The organism is Enterococcus sp. FZMF, assembly GCF_030263915.1.
GTDB classification, from domain to species: domain Bacteria; phylum Bacillota; class Bacilli; order Lactobacillales; family Enterococcaceae; genus Enterococcus_D; species Enterococcus_D casseliflavus.
The window spans coordinates 244,538-261,699 of the sequence record NZ_CP127160.1 but is presented as its reverse complement, the minus strand read 5'-3'; the positions used below and the strand labels follow the sequence as shown (position 1 = coordinate 261,699).

Annotated in this window: 21 protein-coding genes; 5 read left to right on the top strand and 16 right to left on the bottom strand. The window is 41.9% G+C overall.

The window, feature by feature from the left end:
- Positions 1-37: 37 nt before the first annotated feature.
- From rpsQ to thiD, 12 genes are all read right to left on the bottom strand, one after another.
- Complete coding sequence (rpsQ, locus tag QN079_RS01255) at positions 38-304, bottom strand: 30S ribosomal protein S17 (RefSeq protein WP_003128005.1); 267 nt, start codon at positions 302-304, stop codon at positions 38-40.
- Positions 305-328: 24 nt separating this feature from the next.
- Positions 329-517 (bottom strand): 50S ribosomal protein L29, encoded by a 189-nt coding sequence (rpmC, locus tag QN079_RS01250; RefSeq protein WP_002288664.1) that lies wholly within the window; start codon positions 515-517, stop codon positions 329-331.
- Positions 507-941 carry a 50S ribosomal protein L16 gene (gene rplP / locus QN079_RS01245; protein ID WP_005226918.1) on the bottom strand — a complete coding sequence of 145 codons (435 nt, stop codon included), beginning with the start codon at positions 939-941 and terminating at the stop codon, positions 507-509. Before rplP ends, rpmC begins: the two co-directional genes overlap by 11 nt.
- Positions 942-943: 2 nt before the next feature.
- On the bottom strand, positions 944-1,600 hold the full coding sequence (gene rpsC, locus QN079_RS01240; RefSeq protein WP_005226916.1) for a 30S ribosomal protein S3: 657 nt from the start codon (positions 1,598-1,600) through the stop codon (positions 944-946).
- 13 nt (positions 1,601-1,613) lie between these two features.
- The gene (gene rplV, locus QN079_RS01235) at positions 1,614-1,961 is read right to left on the bottom strand and encodes a 50S ribosomal protein L22 (protein WP_003127973.1); all 348 of its coding nucleotides are present in this window, start codon (positions 1,959-1,961) and stop codon (positions 1,614-1,616) included.
- 23 nt (positions 1,962-1,984) lie between these two features.
- A complete protein-coding gene (gene rpsS, locus QN079_RS01230; protein ID WP_005226914.1) occupies positions 1,985-2,263 on the bottom strand; it encodes a 30S ribosomal protein S19 in 279 nt (92 codons plus the stop codon).
- A 42-nt stretch (positions 2,264-2,305) separates the two neighbouring features.
- Entirely contained in the window at positions 2,306-3,139 is an 834-nt protein-coding gene (rplB, locus tag QN079_RS01225) for a 50S ribosomal protein L2 (RefSeq protein ID WP_005226912.1), read from the bottom strand.
- 39 nt (positions 3,140-3,178) lie between these two features.
- Positions 3,179-3,472 carry a 50S ribosomal protein L23 gene (locus QN079_RS01220; RefSeq protein ID WP_005226911.1) on the bottom strand — a complete coding sequence of 98 codons (294 nt, stop codon included), beginning with the start codon at positions 3,470-3,472 and terminating at the stop codon, positions 3,179-3,181.
- Positions 3,472-4,095, bottom strand: coding sequence for a 50S ribosomal protein L4 (gene rplD, locus QN079_RS01215; protein WP_005226910.1), 624 nt, complete (start codon positions 4,093-4,095; stop codon positions 3,472-3,474). The genes QN079_RS01220 and rplD overlap by 1 nt, the downstream gene beginning before the upstream one ends.
- A 29-nt stretch (positions 4,096-4,124) precedes the next feature.
- On the bottom strand, positions 4,125-4,754 hold the full coding sequence (gene rplC, locus QN079_RS01210; RefSeq protein ID WP_003127967.1) for a 50S ribosomal protein L3: 630 nt from the start codon (positions 4,752-4,754) through the stop codon (positions 4,125-4,127).
- 22 nt (positions 4,755-4,776) lie between these two features.
- Positions 4,777-5,085, bottom strand: a complete 309-nt coding sequence (gene rpsJ, locus QN079_RS01205) for a 30S ribosomal protein S10 (RefSeq protein WP_003127966.1) — start codon at positions 5,083-5,085, stop codon at positions 4,777-4,779.
- Between the two features lie 341 nt (positions 5,086-5,426).
- Complete coding sequence (gene thiD, locus QN079_RS01200) at positions 5,427-6,257, bottom strand: bifunctional hydroxymethylpyrimidine kinase/phosphomethylpyrimidine kinase (protein WP_289230275.1); 831 nt, start codon at positions 6,255-6,257, stop codon at positions 5,427-5,429.
- Between the two features lie 107 nt (positions 6,258-6,364).
- On the opposite strand from thiD, the gene QN079_RS01195 reads away from it, so the two are divergent.
- The 4 genes from QN079_RS01195 to QN079_RS01180 all read left to right on the top strand — a co-directional run bounded on the left by QN079_RS01195 (position 6,365) and on the right by QN079_RS01180 (position 11,479).
- Complete coding sequence (locus QN079_RS01195; RefSeq protein ID WP_289230274.1) at positions 6,365-7,810, top strand: aminotransferase-like domain-containing protein; 1,446 nt, start codon at positions 6,365-6,367, stop codon at positions 7,808-7,810.
- Positions 7,794-8,519 (top strand): nitroreductase family protein, encoded by a 726-nt coding sequence (locus QN079_RS01190; RefSeq protein WP_015508810.1) that lies wholly within the window; start codon positions 7,794-7,796, stop codon positions 8,517-8,519. Before QN079_RS01195 ends, QN079_RS01190 begins: the two co-directional genes overlap by 17 nt.
- Positions 8,520-8,743: 224 nt before the next feature.
- Positions 8,744-10,039, top strand: coding sequence for an ISL3-like element ISEfa11 family transposase (locus QN079_RS01185; RefSeq protein WP_289230273.1), 1,296 nt, complete (start codon positions 8,744-8,746; stop codon positions 10,037-10,039).
- A 144-nt stretch (positions 10,040-10,183) separates the two neighbouring features.
- Positions 10,184-11,479, top strand: coding sequence for an ISL3-like element ISEfa11 family transposase (locus QN079_RS01180; protein ID WP_289229717.1), 1,296 nt, complete (start codon positions 10,184-10,186; stop codon positions 11,477-11,479).
- Positions 11,480-11,608: 129 nt separating this feature from the next.
- Here QN079_RS01180 and tuf read toward each other — a convergent pair whose 3' ends face one another.
- The 4 genes from tuf to rpsL form a co-directional block, all read right to left on the bottom strand.
- Positions 11,609-12,796 carry an elongation factor Tu gene (tuf, locus tag QN079_RS01175; protein WP_005226902.1) on the bottom strand — a complete coding sequence of 396 codons (1,188 nt, stop codon included), beginning with the start codon at positions 12,794-12,796 and terminating at the stop codon, positions 11,609-11,611.
- Positions 12,797-12,944: 148 nt separating this feature from the next.
- The gene (gene fusA, locus QN079_RS01170; protein WP_005226900.1) at positions 12,945-15,029 is read right to left on the bottom strand and encodes an elongation factor G; all 2,085 of its coding nucleotides are present in this window, start codon (positions 15,027-15,029) and stop codon (positions 12,945-12,947) included.
- Positions 15,030-15,109: 80 nt separating this feature from the next.
- Positions 15,110-15,580 (bottom strand): 30S ribosomal protein S7, encoded by a 471-nt coding sequence (rpsG, locus tag QN079_RS01165; protein WP_003127957.1) that lies wholly within the window; start codon positions 15,578-15,580, stop codon positions 15,110-15,112.
- Positions 15,581-15,650: 70 nt separating this feature from the next.
- Positions 15,651-16,064, bottom strand: coding sequence for a 30S ribosomal protein S12 (rpsL, locus tag QN079_RS01160; RefSeq protein ID WP_003127956.1), 414 nt, complete (start codon positions 16,062-16,064; stop codon positions 15,651-15,653).
- A gap of 304 nt (positions 16,065-16,368) precedes the next feature.
- Between rpsL and rpiA the strand changes: the two genes are divergently transcribed.
- Positions 16,369-17,043 carry a ribose-5-phosphate isomerase RpiA gene (gene rpiA / locus QN079_RS01155; RefSeq protein WP_010748612.1) on the top strand — a complete coding sequence of 225 codons (675 nt, stop codon included), beginning with the start codon at positions 16,369-16,371 and terminating at the stop codon, positions 17,041-17,043.
- The last annotated feature ends 119 nt before the right edge of the window (positions 17,044-17,162 follow it).

Genomic DNA, 17,162 nt, shown 5'->3' with positions numbered 1-17,162 from the left:
TTGCAATTCACAATCTATATAGGAAAATCTCGTGTGATTAGATAATCACTGCCTTTTCAACAATCTCTACTAGACGGAAACGTTTCGTAGCTGATAATGGACGAGTTTCCATAATTTTCACGATATCGCCAACTTTTGCTTCGTTGTTTTCATCGTGTGCTTTGTATTTCTTAGAATAGTTCAGACGTTTGCCGTAGATAGGGTGGTTTTTCTTTGTTTCAACGACAACAGTGATAGTTTTATCCATTTTGTCTGATACCACGCGACCTTGGTAAACTTTGCGTTGATTTCTTTCTTCAGTCATACGCTAAATGGCCTCCTTCCACTATTACTTAGCTTGTTCACGCAATACTGTTTTAATGCGTGCAATCGATTTACGTACTTCTTTGATACGTGCAGTGTTCTCTAATTGACCTGTTGCTAATTGGAATCTAAGATTGAACAATTCTTCTTTCAATTGTTTTTCTTGATCTAGCATTTCGGCAGTGGTTAATTCTCTGATTTCTTTAACCTTCATTCGATTCACCACCCATTTCCTCACGTTTTACGATCTTCGTTTTCACTGGTAATTTGTGAGAAGCAAGACGTAGCGCTTCGCGCGCAACTTCTTCAGGTACACCGGCAATTTCAAACATGATTTTACCACGTTTAACTGGTGATACCCATCCTTCAGGAGCCCCTTTACCAGAACCCATACGTACCCCGATAGCTTTGGCAGTATAAGATTTGTGAGGGAAAATTTTGATCCATACTTTCCCGCCACGTTTCATATAACGAGTCATTGCGATACGGGCAGCTTCGATTTGACGGTTTGTGATCCAGTGTGATTCAACAGCTTGTAAGCCGTATTCACCGAATGCTACTTCTTTTCCGCCTTTCGCTTCGCCACGCATTTTTCCGCGGAACTCACGACGGTGTTTTACACGTTTAGGTACTAACATGTTTATTTCCCTCCTTTCTCAGTGTTCTTTTTAGTTGGAAGAACTTCTCCACGATAAATCCACACTTTAACTCCTAGTTTTCCGTATGTTGTATCTGCTTCTTCCCATGCGTAATCAATGTCCGCACGTAATGTATGAAGTGGAACGGTTCCTTCTGAGTAACCTTCTGAACGAGCGATATCCGCACCATTTAGACGGCCAGAAACTTGTGTTTTGATTCCTTTAGCGCCAGAACGCATTGTGCGTTGGATCGCTTGTTTTTGAGCACGACGGAAAGCAACACGGTTTTCTAATTGACGTGCGATTCCTTCGCCTACTAATTTAGCATCTAAATCTGGTTTTTTGATTTCAACGATGTTGATGTGAACTCGTTTGCCAGTTAGGCTATTTAATTCTTTTCTTAGGTTTTCGACTTCAGATCCGCCTTTACCGATAACCATACCTGGTTTAGCTGTGTGGATTGAAATATTCACGCGGTTTGCTGCACGCTCGATCTCAACTGTAGACACAGCGGCATCAGCAAGTTTAGATGCGATAAATTTACGGATTTTCAAATCTTCATGTAGAAATTCAGCATACTCTTTTTCAGCATACCATTTAGCATCCCAGTCACGGATGATGCCTACACGCATTCCAATTGGATGTACTTTTTGACCCACTGATTGTCCCTCCTTATTTTTCTGATACGACTACAGTAATATGACTTGTACGTTTGTTGATCGGTGAAGCTGAACCTTTCGCACGTGGACGGAAACGTTTCATCGTTGGTCCTTCGTTTACGAATGCTTCAGAAACAATCAAGTTTTCAACATCTAAGTCAAAATTATTTTCTGCATTGGCAATAGCTGACATCAAGACTTTCTCGATGATTCCAGCTGCTTTATTTGGTGTGAACTTTAAGATCGCGATTGCTTCAGCAACGCTTTTCCCTCTGATTAAGTCAATAACTAGACGAGATTTACGAGGAGAAACGCGGACTGTTTTAGCAGTTGCTTTCGCTGATGTGATTTGTTCTGCCATTTTTGGATATCCTCCCCTCAAAATTAGCGTCTTGTTTTCTTATCATCGGCAGCATGTCCGCGATAAGTTCTTGTTGGTGCAAATTCACCTAATTTGTGTCCTACCATGTCTTCTTGGATGTAAACTGGTACATGTTTCCGTCCATCATACACAGCAATTGTAAATCCGATAAAATTAGGGAAAATTGTAGAACGACGTGACCAAGTTTTGATCACTTTTTTCTTTTCAGCGCCTTCTTGTGCTTCGACCTTTTTCATCAAATGGTCATCGACAAAAGGTCCTTTTTTCAAACTACGACCCATGGTGTACCTCCTCTCAAAATGTGCGACACACGGTCAAGTATATTACTTAGTTTTACGACGACGAACGATAAGTTTGTCTGATTTTGCTTTTTTGTTACGTGTTTTGTAACCAAGTGCAGGTTGTCCCCAAGGAGAAACTGGTGCTTTACGTCCGATTGGTGCTTTACCTTCACCACCACCGTGTGGGTGATCATTAGGGTTCATTACGCTACCACGTACAGTTGGGCGTTTGCGCATCCAACGAGAACGACCGGCTTTACCGATGTTGATCAATTCGTGTTGTTCATTACCAACAGAACCGATTGTTGCACGACATGATGCTAAGATCATCCGTACTTCACCAGAGTTCAAGCGGATCAATACGTATTTGCCTTCTTTACCAAGTACTTGAGCACTTGTTCCAGCTGAACGAATCAATTGTCCACCTTTACCAGGTTTCATTTCGATGTTGTGGATAACAGTACCGACTGGAATGTTTTCTAGTGGTAATGCATTCCCTACTTTAATATCTGCATCTGGACCAGAAACGACAGTCATGCCAACTTCTAATCCTTTAGGTGCTAAGATGTATGCTTTTACTCCATCCTCGTAATGTACTAACGCAATGTTAGCAGAACGGTTTGGATCATATTCAATCGTTTTAACCGTAGCAACGACGTTGTCTTTGTTACGTTTGAAATCGATCAAACGGTATTGACGTTTGTGACCGCCACCTTGATGACGAACCGTGATACGTCCGTTGTTGTTACGACCAGCATTGTTTTTCAAAGGAGCTAACAATGTTTTTTCTGGTGTTGAAGTTGTGATTTCAGCGAAATCAGAACTTGTCATATTACGACGGCCGTTCGTGGTAGGTTTGTACTTTTTAATCGCCACGTCTTTTTCCCTCCCATGTAAAGTTTATGCGTGAGTTGCTTATTCAGCAGCTTCGAAAATTTGGATTTCTTTAGAATCTTCAGTTAAAGTCACAACAGCTTTGCGACGTTTTTTTGTATATCCTGCATATTTACCCATGCGTTTGAATTTCGGACGAACGTTGATGATGTTCACGTTTGCCACTTTCACTCCGTCAAAGGCAGCTTCTACAGCTTGTTTTACTAAAGTTTTGTTAGCTTTTGTGTCCACTTCAAAAGTGTATTTCTTGTCATCCATGGCAAGCATTGATTTTTCAGTGATCACTGGGCGTTTAATAACGTCTAGTAAGTTCATTATGCAAGCACCTCCTCGATCTGAGTAAGAGCAGTTTGTGTCACTAACATTTTGTCGTTAGAAACGATGTCTAAAACACTAATGTTATCAGCAGTAACTACAGAAACTTTTGGCAAGTTGCGCGCAGATAAAGCGGCAAAGTCGTTTTCAGATTCTAAAACTACCAATACTTTAGAGTCAATTGTCAAGTTAGCTAAAACTTGTTTGAATTCTTTTGTTTTTGGAGCATCAAAGCTTAATCCTTCTACTGCTACCAAGTTATTTGAAGCAACTTTTTCTGACAATACAGATTTCATTGCTAAGCGACGAACTTTTTTAGGAAGTTTGTAGCTGTATGAACGTGGTGTTGGTCCGAAGACTACGCCACCTCCACGCCATTGTGGTGAACGGATTGAACCTTGACGGGCACGTCCAGTTCCTTTTTGGCGCCATGGTTTACGGCCACCGCCACGAACGGCACTGCGGTTTTTCACAGCGTGTGTTCCTTGTCTTAATGAAGCGCGTTGCATGATGATTGCATCATAGACAACTGATTCATTTGGTTCGATTCCGAAGATTTCTTCGTTCAATGTAATTTCGCCATTTTGGCTTCCATCTTGTTTGAATAATGCTACATTCGGCATTCCTTAGTTCCTCCTTTCTTCCTATCTACTTATTTAGCTTTCACAGCTGATTTGATTGTAATCAATGATTTTTTCGCGCCAGGTACATTACCTTTGATCAAGATAACGTTGCGTTCTGCGTCTACGCGTACGATTTCCAAGTTTTGGATCGTGATGCGATTTCCGCCCATACGTCCAGCAAGACGTTTGTTTTTGAATACACGGTTAGGTGCAACTGGACCCATAGATCCAGGACGACGGTGGTAACGAGAACCGTGAGCCATTGGTCCGCGGCTTTGTCCGTGACGTTTGATAACGCCTTGGAATCCTTTACCTTTCGAAGTGCCGGTTACATCGATGATGTCTCCTGCTTCAAAAATATCAACTTTGATTTCTGATCCTACTTCTAAGCCCTCTAGCTCTACATTCTTGAATTCGCGAATGAAGCGCTTAGGAGCCGTGTTTGCTTTTGCAACATGACCTTTCGCAGGTTTGTTAGACAAAACTTCACGCATATCTTGGTAGCCGACTTGAATTGCTTCGTAGCCGTCATTTTCGATTGTTTTCACTTGTAGCACTACGTTTGGTGTAGCTTCTACTACAGTTACTGGAATCAATTCGCCAGATTCAGTGAAGATTTGAGTCATTCCCACTTTTTTCCCTAAGATTCCTTTGGTCATGATTACACCTCCATCTTAATTATTATAGTTTGATTTCGATATTAACACCGCTTGGCAAGTCTAGCTTCATTAAAGCATCAACAGTTTTTGGTGTTGGATTCACAATGTCGATTAGACGTTTGTGTGTACGCATTTCGAATTGTTCACGTGAATCTTTGTATTTGTGCGTCGCACGGATGATCGTGTACAAGCTGCGTTCAGTTGGTAATGGAATTGGACCAGATACGCCAGCTCCAGTTCTCTTTGCAGTTTCTACGATTTTATCCGCTGATTGATCTAAAATACGATGTTCATACGCTTTTAAACGGATACGAATTTTTTGTTTTGCCATTGTTTTCCCTCCTTCGCCTATTTTGAAAAGTAGACATAGCTCCACGAAAATTTTCCGTCACGCTCGTCCATGGCAAAGCGTCCGGGCGTGTCGCAACCTCTCGTTTCGTAGCCGGCAGAAAATTTCTTTGCTGCCAGTGTGACTTACGTATTTACGTAAACAGCACCTTTATGATTATATTACGGATAAACATTGATTGCAAGCTTTTTTTATGGAAAAACCGGGATTCTTTTGCATTTCTTTCAGAAAATTTTCTTTTGGTTTCGTAACACAAAAAAAGAAGCGTTGACCGCTTCTTTTAAGCACTTCTTCATTTCCTATTTATTATAGAAGAAAACCTGCTATTGCTGCGCTTTTTCCTCCATACGGTCTTGGGCGTGGGTATAGGCACCATGCCACACATGACCCACATATGGATTGATGACCACTCCTTCTTTGATTGCCGCTGTGACAAAGGCTTTCGCTAACCGAACGCTTTCCACGACGGGTTTGCCTTTTGCAAGACCCGCAGCGATCGCAGCTGAAAAGGTGCAGCCTGCCCCGTGATTGAAATCGGTAGCGATTTTGTCACTTTCTAACAAGAGGAAGGATTGCCCATCGTAAACGAGGTCAACGGCTTTTGCTCCTGGCAAGCGATGCCCCCCTTTGATCACGACGTATTTAGCACCTAATTCATGGATTTTTTCAGCAGCTTGCTTCATGGCCTCCACACTCGTCAAATCACCCAAACCTGAAAGAATCCCCGCTTCTACTAAATTAGGGGTGACAACATCTGCTAACGGCAACAAATGCGTGATGATGGCATCGACGCTTTTTGGCTGTAAGATTTCTGCAGTCCCTTTGCAAGCAATGACAGGATCGATCACCACATTTTTGACTTGCTGCTGTTGGATCATCTGCGCAGCTTGGACAATATTGTCTTCATTGCCTAACATGCCCGTTTTTAGAGCATCCATCGGATCACCTGCAAAAGCAGAGATCATTTGTTTTTCGACAAGCGCTGTTTCCATCGCCGTTACTTCATGGCTCCAACCTGCTTGTGGGTCCATCGTGACGATCGAAGCGATCGTGGCAAAACCAAAGACACCATATTCCTGAAATGTTTTTAAATCTGCTTCGATACCGGCACCTCCGGTTGAATCTGACCCAGCAATTGATAGGACTTTTTCCATCTTCCTCATCTCCTTGTGCTTTTTGCTAAGTATAGTCAATCTTCCCCTTGACGAAAAGAGCCATTTGGCTTATTTTTAAACCATCCAATTGAAAAAGGTGGTGCAGGATGGCTTCATCAAGTATCGACAAACAGAAGAAACAACCGATTTACCAGCAGATCGTGACTCATTTTATCGAAGAGATCCAAGCGGGAATCTATGGACCTGGGGATCGTTTGCCACCAGAGCGTAGCCTCGCCCAGACTTTTGGCGTCAATCGTTCCACCGTCGTCAAAGCGTTAGATGAATTGAAAAGCTTAGGATGGATCGAACGAAAACAAGGCAGCGGCTCTCGTGTATTGGAAGGTCGTTGGGGGAACCGCCAAACGCCACTTTCTTATTTGCGCTCGTCTTTAAGCAGCCCTTATCTGCAGCAAGACCCTTACGTTCAACAGATTCAGCATTTGCGCACCGAGAAGGATGTGCTGGATCTGTACACAGGTGATCTACCTGCCGATCTGATCCCCGATTTCACGTTTCCTGCCTTTACCTGGGAAGAGATTCGCAAGGAAAGCACCAAAGTATTACCGACGGGTTATGAACCTTTGCAAGAAATCTTATTGCAGCACCTTGCTGATTCCTTCAATTTGCCCACCAACGGACAAAAACTAGTGATCACTGCTGGATCGACACAAGGAATCACCTTGCTAATGCAAGTCTTATTGCATGCGGGGGATTGTATCGCGACAGAGGACCCTTCTTTCTTGTTCTCTCTCCCCTTGTTTTCCACGATGAATGTCCAGCTGATCGGGATCAAGCAAGATAGCGAAGGAATGCGGCCTGCGGCATTGGAAAAAGTGTTGAAGGAAAAGAAGATCAAATTCGTCTATCTGAATCCCACCTTCCAAAATCCAACGGGTCATACTATGACTGACCATCGGCGCCAAGCGATCATCCGCCTTTGCCAGACCTACCAAGTACCGATCATTGAGGATGATGTTTTTAGCGAGTTGGCTTTTGATAAAGTACCGCCCAAGCTAAAATCCATGGCTCCCGAAACCGTCATTTATTTAGGCTCGCTTTCAAAATTACTAGGATCATCCATCAAAATCGGCTGGCTTTTGGTGCCAGAAGCGTTAGCCGATCAATTTGCCCAAGCGAAAAAACGGATGGCGATCGATACCACGATCTTCCCGCAAGTCCTTGCCAACATCGCCTTATGCTCCTTTGATTACCACCAGCAACAGCGGACACTGCTTGCAGAAATGGCCCAGCGTCAGCAAGACTTACTCCAACTCTTGCAGGCATTTCAGGAGGATTGGCAATGGCAGCCGACGAAAGGTGGTCTTTACCTGTGGTTGACTTGGCGTCACCGCACATTGACTCGCAAAGATTGGTCACTCTTTTTGGCGAACGATTGCTTAGTAGCACCTGCGTTTCTTTTCAGTAACGATACGAATGGCTTGCGTTTGAACTATACCCGCTTAGCCAAAGATGATTTACCGCTATTTCAAGAACGATTCACAAAAATCACCCAACAGTTAAAGGAGCAAACCTATGAACGAAACCATTGAGCTTTTGCACAATCACCGCACTTACCGACAATTTGACCCTGACTACCGCTTGAGCCAAGAGCAAGTAACCGCGATTTTGACTGCGGCTCGTCAAGCACCTAGCTGGATGAACGGGCAAGCCTATTCGATCTTAGTGATCGACGACCCGCAGATCCGCCAACAAATGGTCGAATGGAATCCTGGCAATCCTCATATCGCAGCAAGTTCACTCTTTCTGCTATTTTTAGCTGATTTAAATCGAACCAAAAAAGTTGCTGACGAAAAACAGACTCCCTATCCAATCGATGAGGGCTATCAGCCACTATTGATCGCCACCACTGATGCCAGCATCGCTTTGCAATCTGGTGCGATCGCTGCTGAATCACTGGGCTTAGGCACCGTCATTTCTGGCAGTGTCCGCAAAGACAGCGCCAAAATCGCTGAATTGTTGCACTTACCAGAATATGTCTATCCTGTGGCTGGCTTGAGCATCGGTAAACCAATCGTAGAAATGAAGGTCAAACCTCGCTTGCCAGAAGAAGCGGTCATTCATTACAACCATTATCAGGACTATTCTTATGAGGCGATCGAAGCGTACGATCAAACGATGACTGCTTTTGGAGAAGCCCGCGAGACCAAACCATGGTCAGAAAAATTCGCTGGCTTTTACAGCAATCGTCCTGACCAAGGATTTGACGCCTTCTTGAAGAAGCAAAATCTAATAAAATAAAAAGCACCGCTCTCTTTAGCTTTGATGAACCGTAACGGATTCATCCACGCTAGAGAGAGCGGCTTTTTTCTACAAGAGTCAAAAAAAGGGCTCTATAATTTATGGGACTGATGAATCAGAATTGATTCTTCAGCCCCATTTTCATTTTAGGTATTAAAAAACATATCGTTCTCTAGTATGATTAAATCACCACAAAATAAACAACTGAGAGGACGATATGCTATATGAATGATTCTATCAAAAAAATGCTGAGAATAATAGAGAAAGATTTGATGATTACAGAGGTCTCTTACGAGACCCTTCAGAAGAAAAAGACGTTGGTCGTCGATGCTGTTCTCTCGCCTACTCCTCGTGCTTGTAGAAGTTGTGGTTCTACTGTGGTAGATGGAAACGGGAAAGCAATTATAGTGAAAAATGGGAAGAAGGAAACGATTGTCCGTTTTGAACAATACAATCATATGCCTTTGGTTATGCGCCTAAAAAAGCAGCGCTATACCTGTAAAAACTGCCGAACCCATTGGACGGCTCAAAGTTATTTTGTCCAACCCAGACATTCAATCGCAAATCATGTTAGATATAAAATTGCTTCTTTACTGACTGAAAAAGTATCTTTATCTTTTATTGCGAAAAGCTGTCAGGTATCTTTGACCACCGTTATTCGTACATTGAAAGAGTTTAAAAGCTATTTACCAAAGCAATCTAAGAAGATTCTCCCAAGAGTATTGATGGTTGATGAATTTCGTTCGCATGCTTCTATAGAAGATAAAATGAGCTTTATTTGTGCAGATGGCGAAACAGGAAAATTAATAGATGTTTTGCCTACGCGTAAATTACCTCGATTAACAAGCTATTTCTTAGGTTGTACCAATCCAGAAGAAGTAGAATTCTTGGTGACAGACATGAACGCCGCCTACTTCCAGCTCACCAAACGTGTTCTGCCAAATGCGAAAGTCGTGATTGATCGGTTTCATATTGTCAAACACATGAATCAAGCGTTCAATGAGTTGCGTATCCGTGAAATGAATGAACTTCGTAAAGCCGGACAGAAAAGCCAGGCAGAAAAACTGAAAAAGAACTGGCGCTTTTTGCTAAAAAATCGTGCAAACATCAACCATTATGAATACAAAACATGGAAAAGTTTCCGAGCACCAAAATACCCATTTCTTACTGAAGCAATGATGATTGATCGATTGCTTGAGTTTTCTCCGCCCCTAAAGGAGGCGTATCGCTTTTTTCATGAATTAGTTGAAGCCTTTCGAGACAAAGACCCTGACTTATTTTTCTCCTTATTGGCAGAACTTCCCGAAACGTTAGATGACAGCTTTCGGGAAAAGCTTCAAAACCTTCTGACCTATGAAGAAGGCATCACCAACGCAATGATCTATCCTTATTCCAATGGAAAAATAGAAGCGAAGAATACCCACATAAAGACAATGAAACGAGTATCCTACGGATTTAAATCATTCGAGAACATGAGAATTAGAATCTTTTTGATCAATCAATTAATCAATGTAAGATAACAAAAAATGGCTCTATAATTTATGGGACTGATGAATCAGAATTGATTCTTCAGCCCCATTTTCATTTTAGGTATTAAAAAACATATCGTTCTCTAGTATGATTAAATCACCACAAAATAAACAACTGAGAGGACGATATGCTATATGAATGATTCTATCAAAAAAATGCTGAGAATAATAGAGAAAGATTTGATGATTACAGAGGTCTCTTACGAGACCCTTCAGAAGAAAAAGACGTTGGTCGTCGATGCTGTTCTCTCGCCTACTCCTCGTGCTTGTAGAAGTTGTGGTTCTACTGTGGTAGATGGAAACGGGAAAGCAATTATAGTGAAAAATGGGAAGAAGGAAACGATTGTCCGTTTTGAACAATACAATCATATGCCTTTGGTTATGCGCCTAAAAAAGCAGCGCTATACCTGTAAAAACTGCCGAACCCATTGGACGGCTCAAAGTTATTTTGTCCAACCCAGACATTCAATCGCAAATCATGTTAGATATAAAATTGCTTCTTTACTGACTGAAAAAGTATCTTTATCTTTTATTGCGAAAAGCTGTCAGGTATCTTTGACCACCGTTATTCGTACATTGAAAGAGTTTAAAAGCTATTTACCAAAGCAATCTAAGAAGATTCTCCCCAGAGTATTGATGGTTGATGAATTTCGTTCGCATGCTTCTATAGAAGATAAAATGAGCTTTATTTGTGCAGATGGCGAAACAGGAAAATTAATAGATGTTTTGCCTACGCGTAAATTACCTCGATTAACAAGCTATTTCTTAGGTTGTACCAATCCAGAAGAAGTAGAATTCTTGGTGACAGACATGAACGCCGCCTACTTCCAGCTCACCAAACGTGTTCTGCCAAATGCGAAAGTCGTGATTGATCGGTTTCATATTGTCAAACACATGAATCAAGCGTTCAATGAGTTGCGTATCCGTGAAATGAATGAACTTCGTAAAGCCGGACAGAAAAGCCAGGCAGAAAAACTGAAAAAGAACTGGCGCTTTTTGCTAAAAAATCGTGCAAACATCAACCATTATGAATACAAAACATGGAAAAATTTCCGAGCACCAAAATACCCATTTCTTACTGAAGCAATGATGATTGATCGATTGCTTGAGTTTTCTCCGCCCCTAAAGGAGGCGTATCCCTTTTTTCATGAATTAGTTGAAGCCTTTCGAGACAAAGACCCTGACTTATTTTTCTCCTTATTGGCAGAACTTCCCGAAACGTTAGATGACAGCTTTCGGGAAAAGCTTCAAAACCTTCTGACCTATGAAGAAGGCATCACCAACGCAATGATCTATCCTTATTCCAATGGAAAAATAGAAGCGAAGAATACCCACATAAAGACAATGAAACGAGTATCCTACGGATTTAAATCATTTGAGAACATGAGAATTAGAATCTTTTTGATCAATCAATTAATCAATGTAAGATAACAAAAAATCTGAGCCAGAATGTGGTTCATTCTGACCCAGATTTGATTTTGCACAACTCATCAGTCCTTATTGACAAAGAGCCAAAAAAAGAGCAAAAGCGCGTACGCTTTTGCTCTTCGATCAATCAAATTAAGCTTGGATTGAAGTTACAACGCCTGAACCAACAGTACGTCCGCCTTCACGAATTGAGAAACGAGTTCCGTCTTCGATAGCGATTGGGTGGATCAATTCAACGTCGATTGTTACGTTATCACCAGGCATAACCATTTCAGTTCCTTCTGGCAATTCAACAACACCAGTTACGTCAGTTGTACGGAAGTAGAACTGAGGACGGTAGTTAGTGAAGAATGGTGTGTGACGTCCACCTTCTTCTTTTGTTAAAACGTAAACTTCAGCTTTAAATTTTGTATGAGGTGTGATTGTACCAGCTTTAGCCAATACTTGTCCACGTTGGATGTCTTCACGAGCAACACCACGTAGCAATGCACCAATGTTATCCCCTGCTTCAGCATAGTCTAACAATTTACGGAACATTTCAACACCAGTTACAGTTGTTTTAGCAGTTTCTTCAGCAATACCAACGATTTCAACTTCGTCACCAACGCGAACTTGTCCACGTTCAACACGGCCTGTAGCAACAGTACCACGTCCAGTGATTGAGAATACGTCTTCGACTGGCATCATGAATGGTTTGTCAGTGTCACGTTCTGGAGTTGGAACGTATTCGTCAACTGCAGCCATTAATTCCATGATTTTTTCTTCGTATGAAGCATCGCCTTCAAGAGCTTTCAAAGCAGAACCAGCGATTACAGGAACATCGTCGCCTGGGAAGTCATATTCTGACAATAAGTCACGAACTTCCATTTCAACTAATTCTAGTAATTCTTCGTCATCAACCATATCCATTTTGTTTAAGAAAACAACGATGTATGGTACACCAACGTTACGTGATAACAAGATGTGTTCACGTGTTTGAGGCATAGGACCATCAGCAGCAGATACTACTAAAATCGCGCCGTCCATTTGAGCAGCACCAGTGATCATGTTTTTAACGTAGTCCGCGTGTCCTGGGCAGTCAACGTGAGCATAGTGACGTGCTTCAGTTTCGTACTCAACGTGAGCAGTTGAGATAGTGATTCCGCGTTCGCGTTCTTCTGGAGCGCCATCGATTTGGTCGTAAGCTGAAGCTTGAGCCAAACCTTTTTTAGATAATACAGTTGTGATAGCAGCTGTAAGTGTAGTTTTACCATGGTCAACGTGTCCGATCGTACCAATGTTTACGTGGGGTTTAGAACGGTCAAATTTTTCTTTTGCCATTTTAAAATGTTCCTCCTAAAAATGCAGTTTATTTTTTATATTTGATAGGTAGGGAGCCGCAGCTCCCCATCCCTTATCATCGATAATATTGTACACGAAACTCAGAAAAAAATATAGCTTTTTACTTAATTTCCTATACTTCCATCAATTATTCAGCTTTGCCGCCGTTTTTCTTGATGATTTCTTCTTGAACAGATTTAGGTACATCTTCATAGTGATCAAATGTCATCATGAACGTACCGCGACCTTGTGTTGATGAACGAAGTGTTGTTGCGTAACCGAACATTTCAGCTAATGGCACGATTGCGTTCACGATTTGTGAGTTACCGTGTGCTTCCATTCCTTCTACGCGTCCACGACGAGCAGTTACGTGACCCATAACATCACCTAAGTAATCTTCTGGTACAGTGATAACTACTTTCATCATTGGTTCAAGAATTACTGGGTTTGCTTTCTTCGCTGCAGCACGTAAAGCCATAGAAGCTGCAACACGGAAGGCAGTTTCACTTGAATCGACATCATGGTATGAACCATCATAAAGTTTTGCTTTGATGTCTACTAATGGGTAACCGGCTAAGACACCGTTCGCCATTGAGTCTTCAAGTCCTTTTTCAACTGCTGGGATGTATTCACGAGGAACCACACCACCGACAATCGCGTTTTCGAATTCGAAGCCTTTACCTTCTTCGTTTGGTGTAAATTCGACCCATACGTGACCGTATTGACCTTTACCACCAGACTGACGTACAAATTTACCTTCCGCTTGTGTTGCTGCACGGAATGTTTCACGATAAGAAACTTGAGGCGCACCTACGTTTGCTTCAACTTTAAATTCGCGACGCATACGGTCAACTAAGACGTCCAAGTGAAGTTCTCCCATACCAGCGATAACAGTTTCGCCTGTTTCAGCGTTTGTTTCCACACGGAATGATGGATCTTCTTCAGCAAGTTTTTGTAAAGCAACCCCCATTTTATCTTGGTCAGCTTTTGATTTAGGCTCAACAGCGACTTCGATAACTGGTTCTGGGAATTCGATTGATTCAAGGATTACTGGTGATTTTTCATCACATAGTGTATCCCCAGTTGTTGTGTCTTTCAAACCAACAGCAGCGGCGATATCGCCTGAGTATACTGTTTGGATTTCAGCACGAGTGTTGGCGTGCATTTGTAGGATACGACCGATACGTTCGCGTTTGCCTTTTGAAGCATTCAATACGTATGATCCAGAGTTCAAGATACCTGAATACACACGGAAGAATGTCAAACGACCTACGAATGGGTCAGTCATTACTTTAAATGCTAATGAAGCAAATGGTGCTTCATCGTCAGCCGGACGATCAGTTTCTTCGTCTGTTTTAGGATTGATCCCTTTAATCGCAGGAACATCAAGTGGTGAAGGCAAGTAGTCGATGACTGCATCCAACATCAATTGAACCCCTTTGTTTTTAAAGGCAGATCCGCAAAGAACAGGGAAAAAGTCAACAGTCAATGTTGCTTGACGAATACCAGCTTTCAATTCTTCTTCAGTGATTTCTTCACCTTCCAAGAATTTCATCATTAGTTCTTCATCAGTATCAGCAACAGCTTCGATTAATTTTTCGCGCCATTCTTCAGCTAATTCTACGTATTCTTCAGGAATTTCAGTCTCTTGGATTTCAGTTCCTAAGTCATTTGTGTAGATTTCAGCTTTCATTTTTACTAAGTCGATAATACCAGTAAAGTCATCTTCCGCACCAATTGGTAATTGGATTGGGTGAGCATTTGCTTGTAAACGATCATGTAAAGTTGATACAGAGTATAAGAAGTCTGCACCAATTTTGTCCATTTTGTTACAGAATACAACACGCGGTACGCGGTAATCTGTCGCTTGACGCCAAACTGTTTCTGTTTGAGGTTCTACACCTGATTGTGAGTCCAACACAGTTACAGCACCATCAAGTACACGCAATGAACGTTGCACTTCGATTGTGAAGTCCACGTGTCCTGGTGTGTCGATGATATTTACGCGGTTTTCTTTCCATTGCGCAGTTGTCGCAGCAGAAGTGATTGTAATCCCACGTTCTTGTTCTTGTTCCATCCAGTCCATTTGAGAAGCACCTTCATGTGTTTCACCAATTTTATGGATTTTACCTGTGTAATAAAGGATACGTTCAGTTGTCGTTGTTTTACCAGCGTCAACGTGGGCCATGATCCCGATATTACGAGTTTTTTCTAGCGAAAATTCTCTTGCCATTCTAGGTTGTTCCCCTCTCATTCTTACTTAACTTAAGCTAAGGTTGTCTCAGTACCTTCCAATAAAAAGCAGTGAGGATCTTACCAACGATAGTGAGCAAATGCGCGGTTGGCTTCCGCCATTTTGTGTGTGTCTTCGCGTTTTTTCACAGAAGCACCAGTGTTGTTTGCTGCATCCATGATTTCTTTTGCAAGACGTTCTTCCATTGTGTGTTCGCCACGCAAACGAGCGTAGTTTACCACCCAACGAAGACCTAGAGTTGTACGACGTTCAGGACGTACTTCTACTGGTACTTGGTAGTTAGAACCACCGACACGGCGAGCTTTAACTTCCAATACAGGCATAATGTTTTTCATTGCTTGTTCGAAAACTTCCAATGGATCATTTCCTGTAGATTCTTTGATAATGCCAAAAGCATTGTAGATAATATTTGCAGCAACACCGCGTTTACCATCAACCATTACACGGTTGATCAAACGAGTTACTAATTTTGAGTTATAAATAGGATCTGGTAAAACATCACGTTTTGCAACAGGACCTTTACGAGGCATCCGTAACTCCTCCTTCCGAGATATCAGTTCTGATTTAAATAAGATTCATTTGATCTGTTTGTCTTAAAGATTAAGCTTTAGGACGTTTTGTACCATATTTAGAACGAGATTGTTTACGATCGTTAACACCGGCAGTATCCAATGCACCACGAACGATATGGTAACGTACCCCTGGTAAGTCTTTTACACGTCCACCACGTAACAAGACCACGCTGTGTTCTTGTAAGTTGTGTCCGATACCTGGAATATAAGCTGTCACTTCAATCAAGTTTGACAAACGAACACGCGCATATTTACGTAGAGCTGAGTTCGGTTTTTTCGGTGTCATAGTTCCCACACGAGTAGCTACCCCACGCTTTTGAGGTGAGTTAACATTCGTTTGAGCTTTCTTGAAACTGTTATATCCTTTGTTCAATGCTGGTGAATTTGATTTTTCAACCTTGGATTTACGAGGTTTACGTACTAATTGATTAATTGTAGGCATCCCTAGTTGTCCTCCTTCCTTGATTCGCTTTATAGTCCCACACATCCAGGTGGTTCTTTTTTTGCGATAAAAAATAATGCATTCTCTGCATTCATATCAACTATGCTTTGATAGACAGTCAGCACGTCTCCAACGAGAGACCTGTAGATAAAGCACCTTTGATAGAATATCATGCTTATTCTTACCTGTCAAGTATCCCCCTAAGCTTTTTTCAAAAGAAATCTGTTACGAAAAAATCCGCAAATTTTACGCTTCTTCCTATATAATAGAGACAAAGCATTTATTTAAAAAAGGCGGGAAGAAAATGAACCTAAAAGAAATGGTCGGCATTGAAGCGGCTAGTTATGTAAAAGATGGCATGGTGGTTGGCTTGGGCACTGGCTCAACAGCCTACTACATGATTGAAGAACTGGGTCGACGGGTAAAAGAAGAAGGTCTATCAATCACGGGTGTCCCAACTTCTTGGGCATCGAAAAAACAAGCAGAAGGATTAGGTATCCCGATTCGCACCATCGATGAAGTGGACGCTGTGGATCTAACGATCGACGGTGCAGATGAGATCAGCCAGGATTATCATGGCATCAAAGGCGGCGGTGCAGCCCTTTTATTCGAAAAAATCGTGGCGTCTAACTCCAAAAAAGTCTTGTGGATCGTTGATGAATCGAAAATGGTCGAAACACTTGGTGCCTTCCCGTTGCCAGTGGAAGTGATCCCTTATGGCAGCCAACAGCTGTTGCGTCTGTTCGAGAAGAAAAACTACCATCCAAAACTGCGTCTGAATGAAGAAGGCGAACCGTTAAAAACCGATTGTAGCAATTACATCATCGATCTTCATCTAGAAACGATCACCGCCCCTACTGAGTTGGCACAGGAATTAGATGCTACAGTAGGCGTGGTTGAACACGGTCTGTTTTTGGATATGGTCCATACGATCATTGTTGGATTGCCTGAAGGCCCGAGTACCAAGCACGTTAGATAAAGGAAACAAAAAAGAGGAGCGATAATGCTTCTTTTTTTTCGTTATTTTTCTTCAATCGACTTAATTTTTATTATTTTTTGTGCAAATTACCCTATCATTTAAGAAATAATTATGATACA

Excerpts from the sequence above, each read along its gene's own strand:
- rpsQ (WP_003128005.1), bottom strand. The coding sequence starts at position 304 with ATGACTGAAGAAAGAAATCAACGCAAAGTTTACCAAGGTCGCGTGGTA.
- rpmC (WP_002288664.1), bottom strand. The coding sequence starts at position 517 with ATGAAGGTTAAAGAAATCAGAGAATTAACCACTGCCGAAATGCTAGAT.
- rplP (WP_005226918.1), bottom strand. The coding sequence starts at position 941 with ATGTTAGTACCTAAACGTGTAAAACACCGTCGTGAGTTCCGCGGAAAA.
- rplV (WP_003127973.1), bottom strand. The coding sequence starts at position 1,961 with ATGGCAGAACAAATCACATCAGCGAAAGCAACTGCTAAAACAGTCCGC.
- rpsS (WP_005226914.1), bottom strand. The coding sequence starts at position 2,263 with ATGGGTCGTAGTTTGAAAAAAGGACCTTTTGTCGATGACCATTTGATG.
- QN079_RS01220 (WP_005226911.1), bottom strand. The coding sequence starts at position 3,472 with ATGAACTTACTAGACGTTATTAAACGCCCAGTGATCACTGAAAAATCA.
- rplD (WP_005226910.1), bottom strand. The coding sequence starts at position 4,095 with ATGCCGAATGTAGCATTATTCAAACAAGATGGAAGCCAAAATGGCGAA.
- rplC (WP_003127967.1), bottom strand. The coding sequence starts at position 4,754 with ATGACCAAAGGAATCTTAGGGAAAAAAGTGGGAATGACTCAAATCTTC.
- rpsJ (WP_003127966.1), bottom strand. The coding sequence starts at position 5,085 with ATGGCAAAACAAAAAATTCGTATCCGTTTAAAAGCGTATGAACATCGT.
- thiD (WP_289230275.1), bottom strand. The coding sequence starts at position 6,257 with ATGGAAAAAGTCCTATCAATTGCTGGGTCAGATTCAACCGGAGGTGCC.
- QN079_RS01195 (WP_289230274.1), top strand. The coding sequence starts at position 6,365 with ATGGCTTCATCAAGTATCGACAAACAGAAGAAACAACCGATTTACCAG.
- QN079_RS01190 (WP_015508810.1), top strand. The coding sequence starts at position 7,794 with ATGAACGAAACCATTGAGCTTTTGCACAATCACCGCACTTACCGACAA.
- QN079_RS01185 (WP_289230273.1), top strand. The coding sequence starts at position 8,744 with ATGAATGATTCTATCAAAAAAATGCTGAGAATAATAGAGAAAGATTTG.
- QN079_RS01180 (WP_289229717.1), top strand. The coding sequence starts at position 10,184 with ATGAATGATTCTATCAAAAAAATGCTGAGAATAATAGAGAAAGATTTG.
- tuf (WP_005226902.1), bottom strand. The coding sequence starts at position 12,796 with ATGGCAAAAGAAAAATTTGACCGTTCTAAACCCCACGTAAACATTGGT.
- fusA (WP_005226900.1), bottom strand. The coding sequence starts at position 15,029 with ATGGCAAGAGAATTTTCGCTAGAAAAAACTCGTAATATCGGGATCATG.
- rpsG (WP_003127957.1), bottom strand. The coding sequence starts at position 15,580 with ATGCCTCGTAAAGGTCCTGTTGCAAAACGTGATGTTTTACCAGATCCT.
- rpsL (WP_003127956.1), bottom strand. The coding sequence starts at position 16,064 with ATGCCTACAATTAATCAATTAGTACGTAAACCTCGTAAATCCAAGGTT.
- rpiA (WP_010748612.1), top strand. The coding sequence starts at position 16,369 with ATGAACCTAAAAGAAATGGTCGGCATTGAAGCGGCTAGTTATGTAAAA.